Consider the following 21,160-nt stretch of genomic DNA (forward strand, 5'->3'; position numbering starts at 1 on the left):
AATGCAGCCCCGAAAGACTGCATCCCATAACAATATAATTTTAATTTACTACTTCCAACCGCCACCTAAAGCCCGGTACAAATCTACAATACTGCTCAATCTCTGTCTTTTTACAGACGCAAGATTAAGTTCGGCCTGTAAAGAATTTCCCTGAGCTGTTATCACTTCTAAATAGTTTGCCATCCCGCCTTTGTACAGCATTTCGGCACTTTTGATTCCGTTTTTTAAAGTTGCCACCTGTTCCGTTGCTTTTTCTTCCTGAACTTTTAAACTTTCATTGGAAACCAAAGCATCAGAAACTTCTCCCACTGCATTTAAAACCGACTGACGGAACGCCAATACGTTTTTCTCTCTCTGGATTTTAGCTACATTTAAATCTGTTTTCAATTGTCTTTTCTGGAAAATCGGCTGAGTCAGACCTCCCAAAACAGAACCGAACAATGAAGCCGGAATATGAAACCAGTTATCAATTTTAAATGAATTGACACCGCCATTTGCCGTAATTTTCAAGGAAGGATACATATTTGCCTGCGCAATTCCTACCATAGAATTGGATTCCAGTAAAACCAGTTCCTGTTGACGGACATCCGGACGACGGCTTACCATTGCTGCGGGAAGTCCTGCGGAAATGTCCTGTGGTAAAGAAGTATCAGACATTTCAATCGTTCTGTCGATTTTATTTGGATTTTCACCCACCAGAATACTCAGAGCATTTTCCTGAATGGCAATATTTTGCTCCAGTTGCGTAATCAAAAGTTCAGTCGATTGTTTCTGAGCCGTTGCCTGTTGAACGCCTAAAGAAGTGGTGTCACCGCTTTGCCATAATTTTTCTATAAGAGAAAGCGTACGGTTGCTGAGTTCCAGATTAGATTGGGCAATCTGCAATTGTTTATCCAGCATCAGCAGATTGTAATACCCTTGAGCAATGGCTGCAACAACCTGCGTCTGAATAGCTTTTGTTGCTTCATAAGTCTGCAGATACTGCATTTTTGAAACTTCCTGCCGATTTTTAATCTTTCCCCAAATATCAGCTTCCCAAGACAAATTGAATGCTGCATTGTAATCTTCAACATAGCTTTTTCCTAAGAATAGGTTCAAACTTTGTCCGTTCATGCTGTTTTTGGAAGGTTTTGAGATCTGTGCGGAAACTCCGAAACCAACGTCAGGATATTGAAGATACTTTGCCTGTTTCAGTTTTTCCTGTGATGAAGCAACCTGCTTCAAAGCAATCTGTAAATCGTAATTGTTTTTAATTCCTTTTTCGATTAAGTTTTGCAGCATCGGATCGCTGAAAAACTGTTTCCATTCCAGATTCGCAACACTTGCTGTATCTGCTGTTGCGGTATATTTGAAGGTTTCGGGAAGCTCCAGTTCAGGCTCCTTATATGCCAGTTTCGACACACAGGAGACTGAAACCAAAGCCAGTCCAAAAGTGATGATGATATTTTTTATTCTTTTCATAAAGGTTTAAATTTTTAATGGATTACAAAACTTTGAGAAATTATTTCCAAGCAGTCTTTAGTAGGAGAAAATGCTTTGCTTTTTATGATTTTAGTTTGAATAGTTTCTTCTCTATTTTTTTATTTGAACCATTAAGAAGCATTTAAGTAGTTAAGATTAATTAAGAAAAATCAAATAGATTTTTAATAAGTATTCTGCTAACAGCGAAGCCTATCTTAATAATCTTAACTTCTTAATCAAAAATCTTAATGGTTCAAATAATATTAAATTCTCAAAGTTTTGTCAATCATATATTAATGAGCGGCAGCTAAAAGTTCTGCCTCCAGTTTCTGTCTTTGAAGTCTTTTCTTTTTTCTGCTCGGCATTTTTTCATGTAAATACTGGAAGATCACAAACATCACAGGAATAATGAACACTCCGAATACAACTCCGGTTAACATTCCGCCCACAGTACTCATCCCAATGGAATGATTTCCTTTTGCGGAAGCTCCCTGAGTCCAAACTAACGGCAGCATCCCGATGATGAATGCAAACGAGGTCATTAAGATCGGTCTTAAACGTAATCTTGAAGCCTGAAGTGCAGATTCCAGCAATGATCTTCCTGCATTTCTTCGCTGTACGGCGAATTCCACAATAAGGATTGCATTTTTCGCCAGTAATCCGACCAGCATGATCAATCCGACCTGAACGTAAATGTTGTTATCAATTCCGGCCAGTCCTGTGAAAGCAAATACTCCGAAAATACCTGTAGGAATCATTAAAATAACGGCAAACGGAAGAATGTAACTTTCGTATTGAGCTGCCAGTAAGAAATAGACAAACAAAATACTTAACATAAAGATAAAAGTAGTCTGTCCGCTTGTTTTAATCTCTTCACGGGTGATTCCTGTCCATTCGTACCCATAACCTCTCGGAAGTGATTTCTGGGCTACTTCTTCCACTGCTTTAATCGCATCTCCGGTGCTGTAACCCGGCTTCGGTGTTCCATTGATTGTTACCGCATTGAACAGGTTGTTTCTGGTCACCGTTTCAGGTCCGAAACTTCTTTTTAAAGTCACCAATGTTTTTACAGGAACCATTTCGCCGGATTTATTTTTAACATAAATTCCTTCCAGAGAATTCGCATCGGTACGGTAAGGAATATCTGCCTGAGCCATTACTCTGTAGTATTTTCCGAATCGGTTGAAATCTGAAACAAAGCTGCTTCCGTAATAGATCTGCATCGTATGCATCAATTCTGTAATTGAAACGCCTAACTGATTGGCTTTATCATTATCAACTTCAATCGTGAATTGTGGATTTCCTGCTGCATACGTTGTAAAGGCGAAGGCAATTTCCGGACGTTTCATTAATTCTCCGATGAAAGCCTGAGTATTGGTTCCTAATTGTTCCAAAGAGCCGTTCGTTCTGTCCTGAAGCATAAATTCAAAACCGGAAACGTTACCAAATCCCTGAACGGTAGGGAAGTTGAAGAAGAATGCATTGGCATCTTTCACCTGCGAAACTTTCCCTGTTAATCCTGCTGCAATCTGATCCGGATCGCTGATTTCACCTCGCTGATCATGGTCTTTTAATTTAATGAAACCTGCGGAATACGGAGAAGCATTGGCATTACTGATGAAATTCAGACCGTCTGCAACCCAGAGATTTTTTTTCGCTTTTTCTCCGTTGATGATTTTATCGATCTGTTCTGTTGCGTTATGTGTTCTATCCAATGAACTTCCCGGAGGAGTATTCACTGCATACAAAATGAAACCCTGATCTTCGGTAGGAATAAATCCTGACGGTGCTTTTTTAATTAAGAAAACACTTGCGGCAGTCAGCAAAATCAGTCCTCCGACCGCAACCCATTTGTTTTTAATTAAAAATTTAAGACTGTAAATATATTTCTTCGTTAAATTATTAAAGCTTGTATTGAAAGCATTGAAAAATCTCGCTCCGAAACCTGTTTTCTTACCATGTTCACCGTGTTCTCCCTGAGGATCATTTAATAATAAAGCACAAAGAGCCGGACTTAATGTTAAGGCATTCACCGCAGAAATCATAATGGCAATTGCCAGTGTAAAGGCAAACTGTCTGTAGAAAACTCCTGCAGGTCCCTGCATAAAACCAACCGGGATAAACACGGCACACATCACCAGAGTAATGGAAATAATGGCTCCGGAAATTTCACTCATCGAACTTGTTGTGGCTTGTTCCACAGGCATTCCGGTATGTTCCATTTTGGAGTGAATCGCTTCCACAACAACAATCGCATCATCCACTACAATACCAATCGCAAGTACTAAAGCAAACAAAGTCAGCATATTGATACTGAAACCAAATAACTGTAAGAAGAAAAATGTACCGATAATCGCAACAGGAACCGCAATCGCCGGAATTAAAGTAGATCTGAAATCCTGAAGGAAAATATACACTACAATGAATACGAGGATAAATGCAATCACTAAAGTTTCAACAACCTGATGAATAGACGCGTCTAAGAAATCTTTAGAATTGTACATGATAATCGGTTCTACTCCTTTTGGAAGCGTTGTTTTGAACTGGTCTACCTGTTTTTCAATTTCTGTTAAGATCTCGTTGGCGTTGGAACCGGCAGTCTGCATAATCGCAAATCCGGCTACCGGTTTCCCGTCCACTCTGTTAGCTGCTGTATAGGTATAAGATCCGAATTCTACTCTTGCCACATCTTTTAATCTTAAAAATGAACCGTCTGTATTGGCTTTAATAGCAATGTTTTCGTAGTCTTCGTTCTTGTTTAATTTTCCTTTATACTTTAAAATATATTCATAAGTTTCCTTGCTTCCCTGTCCCAAACGACCCGGAGCGGCTTCTAAATTGTGATCTTTTACCGCGTTCAGAACTTCCTGTGGCGAAAGTCCGTTTGCTGCTAATCTGTCCGGTTTCAGCCAGAGTCTCATGGAATAATCTCTCGTTCCGAAAACCTGCGCCTGCGCCACTCCGGGAATACGCTGAATTTGTGGAATGATATTAATTTTCAGATAATTCTGTAAAAATAGTTCGTCATATTGTTTAGGATCGTTACTGGATAGCCCCATGAACATGATCATACTGTTTTGTACTTTCTGCGTAGAAACTCCGGCCTGAACAACTTCCTGCGGAAGCTGGCTCATTGCTTTCGATACTCGGTTCTGTACGTTTACTGCTGCGTTATCTGCATCAGAACCCTGCTTGAAGAAAACATTCAGCGTCATCGTACCGTCGTTACTGGAGTTGGAAGTCATGTACGTCATGTTTTCAACCCCGTTCACTGCTTCTTCGATAGGCGTAGCTACAGAACGTGCAACAACCTCCGAATTTGCTCCCGGATAAAATGCCGTTACCTGAACGCTCGGCGGAGCAATATCCGGAAAGAGAGCAATGGGTAAATTAAAGAGGGAGAGCGCCCCCAATAATAAAAGTATTATGGAGATCACGGTAGAGAGTACCGGTCTTTCTATAAATTGTTTTAACATAAGAAGTTTATTTTTTAATGTAGTTTAAACGATATTCTTACCGCAAAAGGAACAAAAGACAATGGTAATTTTTTAAGATTATTAAAAGTTTACAAAAAATGAAAATCAAAGATTTTCTGAAATTTATGTGTATTATAGTCAGTGATCTAAACTTCATTTGACTAAAATGTTTAAAAACTTTTATGACTTTTGTGGTTAAAGAAGTTTAAACGGTTATAATGGTTTTGCTTTCAGTAAGCTGTCGGATGAAATCGCTTTCGGCTTAATCGAAGCACCATCTTTTAACATTCCGATTCCGGTGAATACGATTTTTTCTCCCGGTTGTATTCCTTCGGAAATGAAATAATAGTTTTCAGTTTTTCCTGAAATTTTTACAGGCTTACCGGTTACTTTCTGGTCTTTGCCAACCACGTAAACATAAGTTTTATCCTGAATTTCAAACGTAGATTCCTGAGGAATAACCACTGCATTCGATATCAATTGAGGCATACGAACTCTGCCTGTATTTCCTGTTCTCAACGTTCCGTTGGTATTTGGGAAAACCGCACGAACGCTGATTGCTCCTGTAGATTTGTCAAACTGTCCGTCTACGATGCTCATTTTTCCTTTTTGCGGATAAATGCTGTTGTCTGCAATCACCAAATCCACCATCGGCATATTTTTCAGTTTTTCTTCCAGACTTGCGCCCTCATATTTATTCTGAAAAGCAATGAAATCAAGTTCGCTCAAAGAAAAGTAGGCGTAAATCTCGCTAATGTCTGATAATAAAGTCAGCGGATTCGGGTCTGTTCTGGAGATCAGACTTCCTTTTTTGTGAGGAATTCTTCCAATGTATCCGCTTACCGGAGCTGTAATCGTTGTAAATCCGATATTGATTTTTGCTCCTCCAACTGATGCTTTCGCCTGTGAAGCGGCGGCAACTGCGGCGGCGTAATTTGCTTTTGCCGTTCTCAATTGTACTTCAGAAACGACTTTTGCAGCAACAAGAGGTTCCAGCCTGTCAACTTCTACTTTAGTTTTCTGGATATTGGCATTGGCAACCTGTAAATTGGCATTTGCCATATTCATCTGCTCTCCGTAAGCTCTTGAATCTATTTTAAATAATGGCTGTCCGGCTCTTACGTATGCGCCTTCTTCCACATAGATTTTATCTAAATATCCGTCGACCTGAGACCGGATTTCCACGTTATTTTTTCCTTCCAAAGCAGCCGGAAATTCCTGATAGGTTGTTGCCGGTGATGAAATAACGGTGTAAACAGGAAGTTCAGGAGCGGGTGGTGCAGCGTTGGCTCCTTCTGCAGCCTTTGTGCAGTTTTGTAAAAGAATAATACTTGAGATTAGTACAATGAGTCTTATTTTTCCAAATATTTTCATTTTGAGTTTAATTTTTAATGAAGTGTTAGATTAAGTAGTGATGTTTTTAATTTGAATTATGTTATTTTTTCTAACGGTGTTAATTTTTAGTTTAAAAAAAATTCAAAATTCTTAATGTAATTTTAGATCGTTGTTTCCATGAGAAGAACTTTTTAATGTTGGTTAAATATGACTTATATGATTTGTGAAGTGTGTTACTTTTGCTAACGGTGTTAATTGTTAAAGTAAAAAAAGATCAATAATTAATTGTTTACATTCTGCATGATTGTTTTTTTAATTTTTAATTCGGTTTAAATGAATAATTTACATTAATGGGTGTTAATATTCCTAACGATGTTAATTTTTAGTTCAAAAAAATTTATAAAGACTTAATGAAAGCAGAAACTGTTTCATCTAAAGTCGTTTTGTTCATGGTAGAAGGAATATCGTCATTACGCATCATCATAATTGATATCAAACCATGAACTGCTGAAAATAAGGCGTGTGACATATGACAGGCGTTATCAGGATTTGATCCGTTTTTCTTAATAATCTCGTACGTACACTCGTAAAGCATATTCTGAAAAGAAGAAAATTCTTCCTTCATCATTCCTTTTCCGCTGCACTGCATTCCCAATCCGAACATTAGCTGATAATACTCTTTGTTTTTAAATGCAAACTTCCAGTAAGCATCCACAATAGCTTTAAGTTGTTCGTCCGGAGCTTCATATTCTCTCTGGGCTTTCAGCAGCTCTATGTGTAAACAGTTGAAACCATTCAGCGAAATTTCATACAAAATCGCTTCTTTGTTTTCAAAATAATCATAAACCACCGGTGCGCTGTATTCTATGGCATCGGCAATTTTTCTCATGGAAAGGGATGCCCATCCTTCGGTTTTAGCCAAAGAAAATGCCGCATCCAGAATACTGGCGCGTATATTTTCTTTTTCTCTTTGCCGACGTTCGTGAAGACCCATGATTTTTAATTACTAACAGTGTTAGCAAAACTACAAACTTTTGAGGATATCTTCCAAACAAATTTTACGCTTTAACTTTTAAAGTAAGATTTTGAAGATGTTTTTAATTTGGCTGGATGCTTGAAGGATGGGAGCTGGAAGTATTTTTAATGTGTTGATATTTTGATTATCGTAAAAATTAATATAGTTTATAGTCTCATTCAATCGATGGTAATTTCTGAGACTTCCATCTTCTCGCATCCATCCTCCATACTATAATAATCAAGAAATTCTATATCTTTGTAACCAAATAAAAAAGTTATGAATACTCCCTCAAATATGATCGAACTGGGTACAAAAGCTCCTTTTTTTGAGCTTCCGAACCCGTCAAAAAGTAACGAAATTCAGTCTTTGGATGATTTGAAAGGCGAAAAAGGAACTTTGGTAATCTTTATGTGCAACCACTGTCCGTTTGTTCTTCATGTAATTGATAAATTAACCGAACTGTATGAAGATTACAACGAAAGAGGAATTGAATTTATCGCCATCAACTCGAATGATGTGGAAAAATATCCCGCAGATTCTCCTGAAAAAATGATTGAATTCCAAATTGAAAGAAAGTTTGATTTCCCTTATTTATACGACGAAAGTCAGGCAATCGCAAAAGCATATGATGCAGCCTGCACACCGGATTTCTTTTTCTTCGATGAAAAGCTGGATTTAATTTACAGAGGACAGATGGATGATTCCAGACCGGGAAATCACAAAGAAGTAACAGGAGAAGATCTGATTATTGCTTTCGAAAATCTTTTGTTGGGAGAACCGCAGGAAGAAATTCAGAAACCAAGCATGGGATGCAATATCAAGTGGAAGTAATTTTTGGCTGATAATAATAGCGGGCTGTCAGTTGATGGCTTTGCAATTCAAATACATAAAGCTGTTCTTTTTGAACAGCTTTTTTTGTTTTGTAATAATTTGAAAATGAATTATTTAAATTTAGGTAAAAAAGTTATCCACAATTTTATCCACAGAGTTATCCACAATTTATTTTGCTAAAAACCGGCTTTTATTTTTACTTCTTCCTCTACCTTTAAATCTACATTCACTCTGTTCTGTGGAAAATTTTTCATGAATTCGGAAGGCGTTTTTCCGGTATATTTTTTAAACATTCTGTTGAAATACGTTACGTTATTAAAGCCACAGCTATAACTGCATTCTGAAATACTTTTGTCCTGTGCCATCAGTAAACAGGCTTTATTGATGCGGTAGCGGTTCACAAATTCGGTGAAGGTAATCTGGGTTGCTTTTTTGAAAAAATTACAAAATGCAGGTAAAGTAAGATTGGCAAGTTTGGCGACGTCCTCAATGTCAATTTCTTTATCATAATGATGTTCCACGTAAGTGAAAATATTTTCCAGTCTTGTTTTGTTTTTGGAAATAATCGTGTAAGGCATAATTTCCTTATTCAGAAGTTCGTAATCATCACATTTTGAAAGCTCAAAAAGAATTTCCAGCAATAAAAGATATCTTTTGTAGCCTTCAGATTTCAGCATCAGCTTTAGTTTCGGAAGCATATTGATATGAACCTCATCATGAAAATGAATTCCGTATTTTGACAGTTCCAGAAGATTTTTAATGGATCTTGCTTCAACTTCCTGTTGCGGAAACTGCAGAATTTCTTCCTTAAACTGTAAAACAATTTCTTCATGCGGATCGATAGAATTCAGTCCAAAACCGGAGTGGGGGATATTGGAACCTATTAACACAAGATCTCCGTTCGTATAATTGCTTTTGTGATAACCAACGTGCCTTGTTCCGCTCCCGGAAACTATACAGACGAGCTCAATTTCGGGATGATAATGGTATTCCCATTTAAATTCCGAGATGGGAGAATTGTTGTGAATGGTGCGAAAAGAGCTCTTTTCATCGGGGACAACACGTTCAAAAGTGACTTTCATTTAGTTAATCATATTTTGAAGCCTAAAATAATAATTATATTAATATAGTTCAAATATTCATTTATGATGTTAAATTAATGTTAAGGCAAATGAATATATCTTAGCCCACAAGAAATTATATGAATGAAAAATTTCAATATTAAGGCAGTTTTATTTTTAAATTATTTTGTTTTCGCGATTCTTCTGAATTCTGTGGGAACAGTAATTTTACAGATGCAGCAGAATTTCGGGATCTCCAAATCTTCAGCAAGTGTTCTGGAGGGTTTTAAAGATCTGCCGATTGCGATCTGCTCATTCATTCTGGCTTCGTTCTTACCTAAAATAGGAATTAAAAGATCGATGCTTATTGCCTTGTTTTTGGTGAGCTGCATGTGTTTCGTAATGCCTTTTGCCAACGAATTCTTGTTTTTCAAATTGCTGTTTACCATCGTCGGAGTTTCTTTTGCGTTAATTAAGATTTCCGTTTTCACTTCCATTGGTTTGGTAACGGATTCAGATAAAGAGCATTCAAGTTTTATGGGTTATCTGGAAGGTTTTTTTATGATCGGCGTATTAATGGGAAATGTTTTATTCAGCTTATTCATAGACGACCATAATCCGAGATCGACCCATTGGCTGAATGTGTATTGGGTTTTGGGAGGGATTTCCACACTTTCATTTTTGTTTTTATTCTTCACAAAATTAGATGAACATGAAGCGAGAAGCGAAAAAACAGATTTGCTCGGAGATCTGAAAAACAGCGTGAGTTTATTCAGCTATAAAAAAGTCCTGTACTTTTTACTGTGTGCTTTTCTTTTTGTTTTGGTAGAGCAGAGTTTCCAGACCTGGACGCCGACTTTTTACAAGGAAATTTTAAAAGTTCCGACTTCCATGAGTATTCAGGCGGGAGCCGTTTTGGCGGGAGCTTTCGCACTGGGAAGATTTCTTTCGGGTTTTTTCTCTAAAAAATTCAGTTGGATTTATGTGGTTTCGTTTTGCGTGGTAGGTTTTGCCATAAGTATTTTATTGGTTCTGCCTTTAACTCACAATATTAGCATTGATGCGGGAACGACTTGGTTAAATGCCCCTTTGGTTGTTTACTTATTTCCTTTGATGGGCGGTTTACTGGCTCCGATTTATCCAAGCATCAACTCGGTGATTTTAGCCTCGATTCCGAAATATTTACACAGCGCAATGTCGGGTTTAATTGTGGTTTTCTCGGCAATCGGAGGAACTATCGGATCGATTATTACAGGTTTTGTGTTTCAGGAATTCAGCGGACAGCAGGCATTTTACCTTTCATTAATACCGCTTTCACTGTTGATTGTTTCAGCAGTTATTATGAACAAATTAAAAATAAATCCTAAAAAATAAAATGAAGAAGCAGTTATATATATATGAAATTCAGGCTCTTTTTGATGATGTGCAGAGATCAGAGGTTTTTGAAGATCAGAAGATGATGACGGATGCGGTTCCCTTGTTTCCGGTCGAAGAAATTAATGCAAAATATGAAGCGGAAAAACAGTCGGAAAATTTTAATCTGAAAGAATTTGTCCTGTCAAATTTCGATTTTTTAGGAGCTAAAATTTCGATTCAGAGAGAAAATCATCTCCCGATTGAAGAACATATTGAAAAATTATGGGATGAACTGACAAGAACAGCCTATGAGGAAAAAGGAACGTTGCTGAAACTTCCAAAACCGTATGTGGTTCCGGGAGGTCGCTTCAATGAATTTTTCTACTGGGACAGTTATTACATCATGTTGGGGCTTCAGGTTTCAGGAAGGGTGGAAATGATGGAAAATATTATTGAAAACTGTTCGTATCTCATTCAGAATGTAGGATTTGTACCGAATGCAAGCCGCACTCATTTCTTAAGCCGTTCTCAGCCGCCCTATTTCTCGTTGATGCTGGATCTGCTTTTCGAAACAACGAAAGACGAAAATATTTACATCAAATATCACAATACTTTAGAAAAAGAATATGCTTTCTGGATGAACGGAGCTGAAAAACTGGAAAATGGTTCAGCGGTAAACAGAGTAGTGAAAACAATTCACGGAGATGTTTTGAACAGATATTATGATGCTGAAAACATACCGCGTCCTGAAAGTTATTTAATTGATATTGAAGACAGTGAAAATGCGGGAGAAGAATTTTACCGAAACATCAGAAGCGCCTGCGAATCGGGTTGGGATTTTTCCAGCAGATGGTTTGCAGACGGAGAACATATACAGACTATTGAAACGTTGAATCTTGCCGAAGTTGATCTGAACTGCCTTTTATGGCATTTGGAAAAAACACTCGCAAAATCCTCATCGCTTCAAAAATTAAATGAAAAAGAAATTGATTATTCTGAAAGAGCAGCAAAGCGAAGACAAATAATAGATCAGTATTTCTGGGACGAAACTTCCGGAACGTACAAGGATTATCATATTCAAAAAAACACAAACACACCGTCTGAACATATTGCTGCTCTTTATCCTTTATTCCTGAAAATTGCGAGTGAAGATCAGGCAAAGGCAGTTGCAAAAAATATTGAAGAAAAATTTCTGTATCAGGGAGGTTTGGTAACGACGACTCAAAACACAGGTCAGCAATGGGATTTTCCAAACGCCTGGGCGCCGTATCAATGGTTGGGTTATCAGTCGATGAAAAACTACGGATTTGATGATCTGGCTGAAAAAATTAAAAACAACTGGTGCAGCAATGTGGAAAGAGTGTACAAAAACACCGGAAAACTGATGGAAAAATACAATGCTTTAGACATCGAAACCGTTGCAGGAGGCGGAGAATATCCTAATCAGGATGGTTTCGGATGGACAAACGGAGTGTATCTCAAATTAAAAAAGAATTAAAACTAACAAATAAAAATCAAATAAGGCTATGAAAAAAAGATCGATGTTTTTACTTGCCGGTATTGCAACCTTGTATTACAACAATGCATACGCTCAGGAAACTCCTAAAGATTCCACGAGATCGGCTTCCATCGAACAGGTGGTTATTACGGGTAACTCTAACCCGAAAAAGAAAATAGAATCGAGTACGGCGATTTCTACTTTTACAGCAAAAGAAATCCAGAAACAAAACCCGATCAGTACGGCAGCTTTGCTACAGCGTGTTCCCGGTTTTGCGGTAGAAACTTCCGGTGGTGAAGTAGGAAACAACCTTTTCGCAAGAGGTATTCCTTCTGCGGGAGCGTATGAATTTGTACAGGTTCAGGAAGATGGTCTTCCAGTGTTTGAAGACGGAGCATTACAGTTTGCCAATGCAGATAATTTCTTCCGTGTAGACAATTCGGTAAGTCGATTAGAAGCTTTGAGAGGAGGTTCAGGTTCTATTTTTGCGAACAATTCTCCGGGAGGTTTAATTAACTTTATTACCAAAGAAGGCGGAAACGATTTCCGAGGAACGGCAAAACTGGAAACCAGTACTTATGGATTAATGCGTACTGATGTAAATGTAGGAGGAGCTTTGGTTCAGGACAAATTATTCTTCAATGTAGGAGGTTTTTACAGAACGGATGACGGAATCAGAAAAACAGGTTTTAAAGCCAATCAGGGCGGACAGATCAGAATGAATCTGAAATATGTTTTCGATAAAGGTTATGCCAAAATCTATTACAAAAAACTTGATGACAGAAATACATTCTTCCTTCCGATTCCTTTGGTACAGAACGGAAATGATCTGAAAGAGTTTTCCGGTTTTGATGCCAATTACGGAACGTACAGTTACAGAAACATCAGTCAGTTGAATATTCCACAAGTAGGCGGAGGTTTTTTCAGCAGAAATTTAGAGGATGGAATTCATCCGAAAGTTGATGTTCTGGGAGCGGAATTCAAATATGATTTGGGCAGCAATTTCTCTGTTTTAAACAAGACAAGATATACCAATATCAATATGAATTATACAGGAATTTTCCCTGCAGGCGGACCTCAAAGTGCGGCTGATTTTGCCAAAGGGGCAGGAATTGCAGGAAATACATTCCAATATTCAATGGTAAGCAACGGAGCGGTGGTAAATCCGGGCTACGTTCAGAAATTAGGTTTCTGGGCAATTGATAAGCAGATGAATAATTTTGTGAACGATTTGCAGTTCAGTTATAAGTTTGATAAAGGGAATGTAACGGCTGGCTTCTACAAATCTAACTGGAAGTCTCACCAATACTGGAACTGGAGCAATATTTTAACCACAGCCTCAGATAAACCGGAACTTTTGAATTTGGTAGATACTTCATTAACGCCAAACAGTGTAGGTTATTCTAAAACGTACAATGGGGTTACCAATATGTCGTTCCTGTTGAGAGATTCTCAGATTCAGGGAAGTCTGAATGATCTTTACCTGAATTTGGATTACAACATTACCGATGATCTTAGTTTTAACGGAGGAATTCGTTACAGCCGAGATTTCTATAAAGGTTACGGGGTGAACACAACGAGCGGAAACCTTAACAATTCCGGATTGACTACTGACGGAACGCACAGTTTTGCAACAACCACTGCGGACGAAAATATGTCTGTTTTAGGCAATAAATACACGTACTGGAATTTTGATGTGAATAAAGTTTCTTTCACAACGGCGCTGAATTATAAAATCAATAAAGAAAATGCAGTGTATGCCCGTTTCTCCAATGGTTTCAGATCGCCGAATGAGGAAGCATACTACAACAATATGAATAATTTATCTGTTGTAAAGCCGGTAACAACCAATCAGTTGGAAGTGGGATATAAGTACTATTCAAGAACGTTTGATGTGGCGGTAATTCCGTTCTATTCTACATTGAAAAATCTTTCATTTACCGATGTGTATTCAGACGGAAGCTCAGAGAACAAATTTGCAAATACCACGAACTTAGGAGTTGAGCTGGAAGGATACGCAAGATTATTCAACAACGTGTTTGAAGTAACTTTCAACGGAACGATCCAAAGTCCGAAATACAAAGACTTCACGGGAAGAAATGCAGACGGATCTACATTCAATTATGACGGAAATACCGTGAGAAGAATGCCGAAATTCTACTTTAATATTTCTCCTGCGGTAAATCTTACCAAAGAATGGAGAGCTTATGTAAGCATGAATTACTACGGAAAACGTTTTCAGGATGAGAAAAATGCGCAGACTCTGCCTTCTTTCTCAGAATTTGGAGCGGGAACTTCTTATCAGTTAGGCAAAATCCGTTTTGCGGTGGACGGAACCAATATCTTTAATACCATCGGTATTACAGAAGGTGATCCAAGAGCCGGATCTCCATCGGGAGACGGAATTATTATGGCAAGACCAATTATGGGTGCTGCGGTAAGAGCTTCCATTACGCTGGATTTCTAAAATTTATTTCTTCATATAATTGATAAAACCGTCAGGAGTTTTTCTGACGGTTTTTATTTTCAAAAGCCTTCATTTAATGTTTCCATTTTCCTTCAAATTCACCATTGCAAAATGATCCGTTGCTTTTTGCTAAAATTTCACAGTGCGGAAGTTCACGGGATATTTTTGAAAGACCATCAAATGTAAAATTATTGTTCCAAACCTGAATGGTAATCATATTCATATATTTCATTACCGTTAATTTTTTCAAACCAACTTCAGTAATTGATGTTTCCTGAATTTGCAGATTTAGTAAATTATTTATTTCTGTCAAATATGGAATACATTCGTCTGTAAGTTGTGTATTGCCTTTTAACCGAAGATATTGCAGAAATTCTAAATTTTTTAAATATTTTATGCCATCGTTCGTAATTTCAGTGTCCTGTAAATCTAAATTTTCAATTTTACAGCAATTTGAGACATGAGCTAATCCTTCATCATTGAGATTTGAACTGTAAAAATTGGCAGATATAAGATTAGGAAACTGTTTCAGATAAGATAAGTCATTAAAATTAATTGGAGATTCTTCCCATTTCAATGAGAAATGTTCACTGTTTATATCATAATAATGATTACCTATTTTTATTGGATTTTCCATAATCATTATATACTTATTTATATCTTAGTTCTTTTCATTGTTCTTTTCAAATTTTCAAAATCATCATCTTTGTATCTTCTTGAGCCGGATAAATTTATTTCTTTTAAATTTTTTGGAAAAAGATCAGGATTTAAATCTGTAAGTTTTGTCTCGCACAAACCTAAATATTTTAAGTTTAACATTTGGTTGAGGGTTTTTGGTAATTTATTCAGTTCGCAGTTTTCAATACGTAATGTTTTTAATTGATCTAATTGCGATATTGTCTCAGGAACTGTATCAATATCATTTCCTCGAATCATTAAATACTGTAACGATTTTATTCGGGTGAGCCATTCAGGAAAAACTTTTAATGGAAGATTTAGGAGTGAAATTTTTTTTAATTTTTTCAATTCAGCAATTTCTTTCGGAAGTTCAAAATCATCCAAATTATAAATAAAAGGATGTGCCTGAATTTCTAAGGTTCTTAAGTTGATAAATTGCGAAAAAATGGCACCTTTGTCCTTTAGATTGTATTCTATAAACAGCAGACTTAGTTTTTTACAATTCTTTGGATTTTCAAGTGCTTCGCTTAATGATGAAAATTTATTTTTCCTAAAAGAATACATTACAATATTATTACTATCTAAACTTTAAACATTTTGTCCTTTAGCCAATTTTCTCAAATTTTTCAATTTCCCGGTAATCTGATCTGCTCCTTCTTTATTTTTTTCTTTTTTCAGGTTTTCTCTGGCTTTTTTGAAGGAATCAATATAATGATCAAATACCTTTTCTTTAATTAACGGGTCGTCTACAACTTCGTATAATCCGCTTAAGATCCATTCGAAAATACCATATTGGCTTAAGCTTTTATTTAAGAAATTCGTAAGACCAATCACCATTTGCTCATTCCATGATTTGATATTCATAATAGCTCGGAATACATCGGTTGTTGCGGAATAGATTGTCAAGAACCATTCGCCGAGTTCTTGAAAATAGGCTGCTTCTTTATCCTTGCCCTGCTCTTTATAATATTCTGATATAGAATCGCAGGAGACTTTACTGCTCATATATCCATTACTAGCCCATAAAAATCCCGATACATCGAATATCCCATTCATTAACCCGTTAACAAAAACGGTAATTCCCATTAAATCATACTTATGGTCGGTTTGAAGTAAGTCTGAATGGTTGGGTAGCTCGCTTGTTATCTCGTCATATTTATCTTTCAAATCCTTATGGTTTGCCCAAAAAGGAAAAAGATTGACAAATAATGCACGTTCTATGATTTCCTGATTCAGTTCTCCACCATTTTTTGCATAATCCGGCAATTCGTTACATGCTTCTAAATATTCTTTAAATGATTCTCCTGCCAGTTTTCTTACCAGTTCTTCTTTGTTCATGTTTAATAATTTTATTTTAAATTTTAGGTATTAGTTTATTTACAATTGTTGTTTTGAAAGAATATGAGTAACTTTTTATTTATATCCAAAAATTCTCAGTCCCTCTTCTGTTATTTCATATTCCAACAGTCCCAAATTTTTTATGATCTGTTCAATTTTTTCTATCGGCTGAAAAAAAAATTCTGATGTCAGCTTTTCATTTCTGTTCCAACGTTCTGTTTCATGTCTTTCAGGAATCAGAATCCATTCAATTTCTTTAAATCTGAATGGTCCCAGTTCGCTTACGTCTCCAAAACCTTTCTCTTTAAAACCTCCAAGATGAAATTTGTATTTTCTGTCGTTCAGCAGAAACTTAATATATGCAGACTGAATGTTAATTTCTGCATCCTGTATTTCTATCAGTAACCTGAACCATTTTGAGTTGTTCATATAAGAAGTCCTTTTCAGAATTTCTTTCTCCAATTTGTCCATAGAGACCTTATTTATTTTTTCGGGATAAGCTCATCAATGTATTTTAGCATCGTTTCTTTTACCGTGCTTTCATTAAAATCTATGGTAACGGTTAAATTTCTTTCGTTTTCTGTAAATCTTATTGTATTGTTATCCGGCTCTTCAATCTGTCCGCCAACGATGAAAGTGAAGTTTTTTCCAAAAGCTGTTCGGGAAAGCTCAATATTCCAATCGGGAACATCTTTAAAATTTAATTCTCTTACCGGAAAAATACTTTCAAAATTTAAAATAACAGAGTGATCTGTACGTTCTGTGGATAATAATTTGCAGGCACTTCGTTCTCTGCTTTGTACTTCAATAATTCCATCGGTACCAATGTATTTGTTTAATTCCTGTTCCATATTTTTAGTTATTTGTTTTTATGAAGGTTATTCAATTTCAATTTTGTGATAAGCCATCCATCGTTTTAAATTTCCAACCATTCTTTTCAGATGATCTTCATTCAGGAAGATATTTGTCCAGAATTCAAATCTGTCGCACTGCACACTGATGTAATACATCATGACAGCTAAACAGGCGTAAGATAAGAACTTTTTTTCTTCGTTGCTGATTGCTGTTACCGTTTCATAACCCTGTAAAAAACTTTCTGATTTTACCCGATATTCTTCCTCGTTCAGGTTCGTTGCCAAAAGCTGAAACAGGAAGTAGGAAATATCAAAACATAAATAGCCGTTTCCGCAGAAATCAAAATCGAAAAAAGTAACTTCCTTTTCATTATCAATGTGCAGATTATCAAACCAGACATCAAGATGTACGCTTCCGTATCTCATTTGCTGTCTATCGAAAGTTTCGAATTTAAGGCTTAAAAATTCAGATAATTTCTCCAGAAAAATAACTTCGGGATTACCATCGTTAAAGATTTTTTTTATCTTTTCAACAGGGTTTGTAAGCAGATTTTTCGCATCATAAGAAATCCTGTTCAGTTCAAAATGCTCTGCCGACTGATGAACTCTGGCTAAAGCCTGTCCGATCAGAAAACTTGTTTCAGGTGAGAGTTTTGCCGTTTTTATGCCTTTCGCATAAGAAAATAAAACCCCGAACCTTTTTCCTTCCGTTGCTTCAATTTTCTGAATATAGTCGCCGAATTTGTCTGCAATAGGAAAAGCAACCTGCCGGTTTGCGTCTTTTAAATGAAGAAGAAGCTTTAGTTCTTCCTCAATTTCAGATTTTGTCCGCCAATGATGAGTATACCCCCTGAAAACAAATTTCTTTTCCTCATCATGAACCATGTACAAATGATTCATGGCAAGCCGAAAGATGTGGCACTCGGTTTTAGCGCTCAGTCCGTATTTTTGTTGAATAAGATATCCGAGATGTACGGGATCAAGCGTACTGTTTATAGCAGGGAATTTTTCTGTCATTAATTTAAATTTATATCCGTAAGTGAACAGTACTTTATATGAAACAACCCTGTTTGTAATCAAATGCAAATCAATTTAGATTAAAACAGTAAGGTTCGTATCTAAACTCTCTTAGCTCACCCACACTCAAACACTCTTACTTAAAAAACGGATTATACTCCTTCTCAAACCCGATTTTCGTAGGATTTCCATGTCCGGAGAAAACCTGAGTGTCGTTATCCAAAATGAAAAGTTTGGTCTTAATTCCGTCAATTAATTGTTCGTAGTTTCCTTTATAAAGATCGGTTCTTCCAATACTTCCTTCAAACAGAACATCTCCGGAAACAATAAACTTCTGGTTTTCGTTATGATAAACCACACTTCCCGGAGAGTGCCCCGGAACATGATAGATTTTAAACTTTTCTCCGTCAAAATCCAGTTCGTCACCCTCATTAATATATTGAATTTCCACATGAATATGATCCAGCTCAAAACCGAATCTCATCCCGCTGATCTGAAACATATCCAACACTTCCTTATCTTCTCTGTGCATCAGAACAGGGACTTTATACGTGTCAAAAGCCCATTGTAAGCCTAAAACATGATCAATATGAGCGTGCGTGAGAAGAATTTTTTCGATTGTCAATTCATTTTCTGAAATGAAACTTTCGATCGCTTTGGTTTCCTGTCCGTTCATATTTCCGGGATCAAATAACCATGCTTTTTTATTTTCGTTATAAAGGATATAAGTGTTTTCGCTTGCAAAATTGAATACGAAACCTTGGATCTGAAGCATATTTTGAATATTTTTATTGGAAACAAAGGTAGCTACAAAAGTTTTTGTTTAAAAATAAAACTTGTTTAAGCTAATTTCAGAATTAACCGCAAAAGGGACAAAAGATAATTTTAAAGCGAATTTTTAGAATAATCAAAGCGCTCAAAAGAATAAAAATCAAAGATTTTTAAAAACTGTTGTGAGCTTTTTCATTTATAATGATCAGCTTCAAATAAAAATAGTAGATCTTTTGTGACTTTTGCGGTTAAATAAAAGTTTAAACAGACTTATAGTTTTGATTTAAATTTTAACCGCAAAAGATTATTGGATTTATTTAAAGTATTTCAAAAGCCAGCAAAGAGAAAAAATCTTTGATTTTTTAAACTTATGTTTGCTTTTTTCCTATTTAATTATTAAACTTAAATAACCTGAGTTCGGGATAAGAAATAAATTTAGATATTTGATTTATAGCATTATATTAATTTATCGCAAAGAAAAACAAAAGATTTTTTTAATTATTAAAAGTTGGTAAGCTAAACAAAGGCACTTCGTTTATTTAAAAAAGACAAAAATGGTATTACTTTGATAAGTTTTACGCCTTCGTATATCTTAAAAGCTGAATTCCTGATAATTGAATCTCTTTGTTTAACCATTGCGGTTAAGAAGACTTATCCCGAACTCAGGTTAAATAACTAAAATGTAAAATCTTTTGCGATTAAGATAAAATTCAGGCATTTTTTAATGAATAAAGATATGTTGCTTTGTTGTTTAAAAACGATTTTTCTTTATCTTCGTCATAATGAAAACATTGCAGCTACTTTTACTTTCTTTGGGCGGACTGGTTTTTGGACAGAACATCCAGAGCATTCAACTGTTCAATCCACAGACCAATGACGAAACACCGGTTATTAATTTTAATCAGCAGTTGGTTTTAAGTTTCGATGATCTTACCAACGCAAGTGAAATTTACAGATATACGATTAAGCATTACAATAGAAACTGGGAAGACGATAATCTGTTTTTTACGGAATTTGCCAACGGAAGTTTAAATGGTTTGCTGGATAAATTTCAGTACTCTTTCAACACACTGCAATCGTACACGCATTACACACTGAACTTTCCGAATGAAAAAATGCAGCCAAAAATTTCAGGAAATTTTGAACTGATCGTTTATAAAGATTCTGCCGAGAAGCCTCTTTTTAAAAGAAGATTTTACGTCGTGGAGGATGCGGCAACTTTAGCTTTGGGGATTTCAAGATTTGCTGATGCCAGAAAACCTGATGCCAACCAAAGGGTAGAAGTGAAAGCCGTTCCGAAAGGGGGAGATTTGGCCTCGAATGTCAATTCCATGACGCTGAATGTAATGCAGAACAATAATCCTAATGTTATAATAAATAATTTAAAACCAAGTGCCACATTGGGGAACCAGCTTCTTTTTCAGCAGTTGTCATTGGTTTTTCCCGGAAATAACGAGTTTTATTATTTTGACAATAAAAATATGAATATGGCGGCAGATATGGTTCGTGCAACCGAGCAGTTGGAAGGAGTCAACCAGACTTATCTTCATCCGGTATGGGCTTTTCCGCTGAATTACCAGTATCAGCCGGACGTAAACGGAGCTTGGTATTACCGAAGAAATGATCTGGGAAGAGAAAGAGATGCCACGAGGGAAGCAGATTATTCATGGGTGCATTTTTATCTGGATTCTGAACCTACAAACAAAGAAATTTTTGTTTTGGGAGGTTTTAATAATTTTAAGCCAAGTAAAGAAAACCAGATGCAGTATGATGAAGCTTCAAAAAAATATGTAGCAAAAATATATCTGAAGCAGGGTTTTTACAACTACATTCTGGCAACAAAAAATCCTGACGGAACGCTGAATTTCGGTGAAGTGAACGGGAATTTCTGGCAGACGGAAAATCTTTATCAGGCATTTTTATATTATGCTCCTTTCGGAAGAAATTATGACGGATTAATGGGGTATGGTGAATTCAGAACGCCGGTGAGATAATCTTC

17 protein-coding genes are annotated in these 21,160 nt (G+C 36.3%); 5 read left to right on the forward strand and 12 right to left on the reverse strand.

Translation table 11 applies throughout. The features are described from left to right. Window positions 1–48 precede the first annotated feature (48 nt). From H6W52_RS03060 to H6W52_RS03075, 4 genes are all read right to left on the reverse strand, one after another. On the reverse strand, window positions 49–1,461 hold the full coding sequence (locus tag H6W52_RS03060) for an efflux transporter outer membrane subunit (RefSeq protein ID WP_116097424.1): 1,413 nt from the start codon (window positions 1,459–1,461) through the stop codon (window positions 49–51). 293 nt (window positions 1,462–1,754) lie between these two features. Next, the gene (locus tag H6W52_RS03065) at window positions 1,755–4,937 is read right to left on the reverse strand and encodes an efflux RND transporter permease subunit (RefSeq protein ID WP_116097426.1); all 3,183 of its coding nucleotides are present in this window, start codon (window positions 4,935–4,937) and stop codon (window positions 1,755–1,757) included. Between the two features lie 213 nt (window positions 4,938–5,150). Then, entirely contained in the window at window positions 5,151–6,311 is a 1,161-nt protein-coding gene (locus tag H6W52_RS03070) for an efflux RND transporter periplasmic adaptor subunit (protein ID WP_116097428.1), read from the reverse strand. Window positions 6,312–6,669: 358 nt separating this feature from the next. Continuing rightward, window positions 6,670–7,266, reverse strand: a complete 597-nt coding sequence (locus H6W52_RS03075) for a TetR/AcrR family transcriptional regulator (RefSeq protein ID WP_076390885.1) — start codon at window positions 7,264–7,266, stop codon at window positions 6,670–6,672. A gap of 300 nt (window positions 7,267–7,566) precedes the next feature. Between H6W52_RS03075 and H6W52_RS03080 the strand changes: the two genes are divergently transcribed. Next, the gene (locus tag H6W52_RS03080) at window positions 7,567–8,121 is read left to right on the forward strand and encodes a thioredoxin family protein (RefSeq protein WP_076390886.1); all 555 of its coding nucleotides are present in this window, start codon (window positions 7,567–7,569) and stop codon (window positions 8,119–8,121) included. 176 nt (window positions 8,122–8,297) lie between these two features. Here H6W52_RS03080 and H6W52_RS03085 read toward each other — a convergent pair whose 3' ends face one another. After that, window positions 8,298–9,203: an AraC family transcriptional regulator gene (locus H6W52_RS03085; protein ID WP_108409470.1), complete on the reverse strand. Its 906-nt coding sequence runs from the start codon at window positions 9,201–9,203 to the stop codon at window positions 8,298–8,300. A 123-nt stretch (window positions 9,204–9,326) separates the two neighbouring features. Between H6W52_RS03085 and H6W52_RS03090 the strand changes: the two genes are divergently transcribed. The 3 genes from H6W52_RS03090 to H6W52_RS03100 are packed head-to-tail and all read left to right on the forward strand — an operon-like array spanning window position 9,327 to window position 14,503. Continuing rightward, on the forward strand, window positions 9,327–10,556 hold the full coding sequence (locus H6W52_RS03090; protein WP_116097430.1) for an MFS transporter: 1,230 nt from the start codon (window positions 9,327–9,329) through the stop codon (window positions 10,554–10,556). Between the two features lies 1 nt (window position 10,557). Continuing rightward, window positions 10,558–12,036 carry a trehalase family glycosidase gene (locus tag H6W52_RS03095; protein WP_116097432.1) on the forward strand — a complete coding sequence of 493 codons (1,479 nt, stop codon included), beginning with the start codon at window positions 10,558–10,560 and terminating at the stop codon, window positions 12,034–12,036. 28 nt (window positions 12,037–12,064) lie between these two features. Then, on the forward strand, window positions 12,065–14,503 hold the full coding sequence (locus H6W52_RS03100; protein ID WP_116097434.1) for a TonB-dependent receptor: 2,439 nt from the start codon (window positions 12,065–12,067) through the stop codon (window positions 14,501–14,503). A 73-nt stretch (window positions 14,504–14,576) separates the two neighbouring features. Here H6W52_RS03100 and H6W52_RS03105 read toward each other — a convergent pair whose 3' ends face one another. The 7 genes from H6W52_RS03105 to H6W52_RS03135 form a co-directional block, all read right to left on the reverse strand. Next, a complete protein-coding gene (locus H6W52_RS03105) occupies window positions 14,577–15,140 on the reverse strand; it encodes a hypothetical protein (protein ID WP_123891950.1) in 564 nt (187 codons plus the stop codon). Window positions 15,141–15,157: 17 nt separating this feature from the next. Next, window positions 15,158–15,745 carry a leucine-rich repeat domain-containing protein gene (locus H6W52_RS03110; RefSeq protein WP_087712325.1) on the reverse strand — a complete coding sequence of 196 codons (588 nt, stop codon included), beginning with the start codon at window positions 15,743–15,745 and terminating at the stop codon, window positions 15,158–15,160. Between the two features lie 24 nt (window positions 15,746–15,769). Beyond that, window positions 15,770–16,519 (reverse strand): hypothetical protein, encoded by a 750-nt coding sequence (locus H6W52_RS03115; protein ID WP_116097438.1) that lies wholly within the window; start codon window positions 16,517–16,519, stop codon window positions 15,770–15,772. 75 nt (window positions 16,520–16,594) lie between these two features. Beyond that, window positions 16,595–16,990 carry a DUF6678 family protein gene (locus H6W52_RS03120; RefSeq protein ID WP_116097440.1) on the reverse strand — a complete coding sequence of 132 codons (396 nt, stop codon included), beginning with the start codon at window positions 16,988–16,990 and terminating at the stop codon, window positions 16,595–16,597. 11 nt (window positions 16,991–17,001) lie between these two features. Beyond that, window positions 17,002–17,370, reverse strand: coding sequence for a hypothetical protein (locus H6W52_RS03125; RefSeq protein ID WP_116097442.1), 369 nt, complete (start codon window positions 17,368–17,370; stop codon window positions 17,002–17,004). 27 nt (window positions 17,371–17,397) lie between these two features. Further along, window positions 17,398–18,390, reverse strand: coding sequence for a phosphotransferase (locus tag H6W52_RS03130; protein ID WP_116097588.1), 993 nt, complete (start codon window positions 18,388–18,390; stop codon window positions 17,398–17,400). Window positions 18,391–18,526: 136 nt separating this feature from the next. Further along, complete coding sequence (locus H6W52_RS03135) at window positions 18,527–19,165, reverse strand: MBL fold metallo-hydrolase (RefSeq protein ID WP_116097444.1); 639 nt, start codon at window positions 19,163–19,165, stop codon at window positions 18,527–18,529. A 778-nt stretch (window positions 19,166–19,943) separates the two neighbouring features. Here H6W52_RS03135 and H6W52_RS03140 point away from each other — a divergent pair. Beyond that, on the forward strand, window positions 19,944–21,155 hold the full coding sequence (locus H6W52_RS03140) for a type IX secretion system plug protein domain-containing protein (RefSeq protein WP_116097446.1): 1,212 nt from the start codon (window positions 19,944–19,946) through the stop codon (window positions 21,153–21,155). Window positions 21,156–21,160: the final 5 nt, after the last annotated feature.

It is taken from the genome of Chryseobacterium sp. C2(2020), from assembly GCF_014218915.1.
GTDB classification, from domain to species: Bacteria; Bacteroidota; Bacteroidia; order Flavobacteriales; family Weeksellaceae; genus Chryseobacterium; species Chryseobacterium mucoviscidosis.

What these genes read in the sequence shown, in the direction of transcription:
- H6W52_RS03060 (WP_116097424.1), bottom strand. Translation starts at nt 1,461, where the DNA reads ATGAAAAGAATAAAAAATATCATCATCACTTTTGGACTGGCTTTGGTT.
- H6W52_RS03065 (WP_116097426.1), bottom strand. Translation starts at nt 4,937, where the DNA reads ATGTTAAAACAATTTATAGAAAGACCGGTACTCTCTACCGTGATCTCC.
- H6W52_RS03070 (WP_116097428.1), bottom strand. Translation starts at nt 6,311, where the DNA reads ATGAAAATATTTGGAAAAATAAGACTCATTGTACTAATCTCAAGTATT.
- H6W52_RS03075 (WP_076390885.1), bottom strand. Translation starts at nt 7,266, where the DNA reads ATGGGTCTTCACGAACGTCGGCAAAGAGAAAAAGAAAATATACGCGCC.
- H6W52_RS03080 (WP_076390886.1), top strand. Translation starts at nt 7,567, where the DNA reads ATGAATACTCCCTCAAATATGATCGAACTGGGTACAAAAGCTCCTTTT.
- H6W52_RS03085 (WP_108409470.1), bottom strand. Translation starts at nt 9,203, where the DNA reads ATGAAAGTCACTTTTGAACGTGTTGTCCCCGATGAAAAGAGCTCTTTT.
- H6W52_RS03090 (WP_116097430.1), top strand. Translation starts at nt 9,327, where the DNA reads ATGAAAAATTTCAATATTAAGGCAGTTTTATTTTTAAATTATTTTGTT.
- H6W52_RS03095 (WP_116097432.1), top strand. Translation starts at nt 10,558, where the DNA reads ATGAAGAAGCAGTTATATATATATGAAATTCAGGCTCTTTTTGATGAT.
- H6W52_RS03100 (WP_116097434.1), top strand. Translation starts at nt 12,065, where the DNA reads ATGAAAAAAAGATCGATGTTTTTACTTGCCGGTATTGCAACCTTGTAT.
- H6W52_RS03105 (WP_123891950.1), bottom strand. Translation starts at nt 15,140, where the DNA reads ATGGAAAATCCAATAAAAATAGGTAATCATTATTATGATATAAACAGT.
- H6W52_RS03110 (WP_087712325.1), bottom strand. Translation starts at nt 15,745, where the DNA reads ATGTATTCTTTTAGGAAAAATAAATTTTCATCATTAAGCGAAGCACTT.
- H6W52_RS03115 (WP_116097438.1), bottom strand. Translation starts at nt 16,519, where the DNA reads ATGAACAAAGAAGAACTGGTAAGAAAACTGGCAGGAGAATCATTTAAA.
- H6W52_RS03120 (WP_116097440.1), bottom strand. Translation starts at nt 16,990, where the DNA reads ATGGACAAATTGGAGAAAGAAATTCTGAAAAGGACTTCTTATATGAAC.
- H6W52_RS03125 (WP_116097442.1), bottom strand. Translation starts at nt 17,370, where the DNA reads ATGGAACAGGAATTAAACAAATACATTGGTACCGATGGAATTATTGAA.
- H6W52_RS03130 (WP_116097588.1), bottom strand. Translation starts at nt 18,390, where the DNA reads ATGACAGAAAAATTCCCTGCTATAAACAGTACGCTTGATCCCGTACAT.
- H6W52_RS03135 (WP_116097444.1), bottom strand. Translation starts at nt 19,165, where the DNA reads ATGCTTCAGATCCAAGGTTTCGTATTCAATTTTGCAAGCGAAAACACT.
- H6W52_RS03140 (WP_116097446.1), top strand. Translation starts at nt 19,944, where the DNA reads ATGAAAACATTGCAGCTACTTTTACTTTCTTTGGGCGGACTGGTTTTT.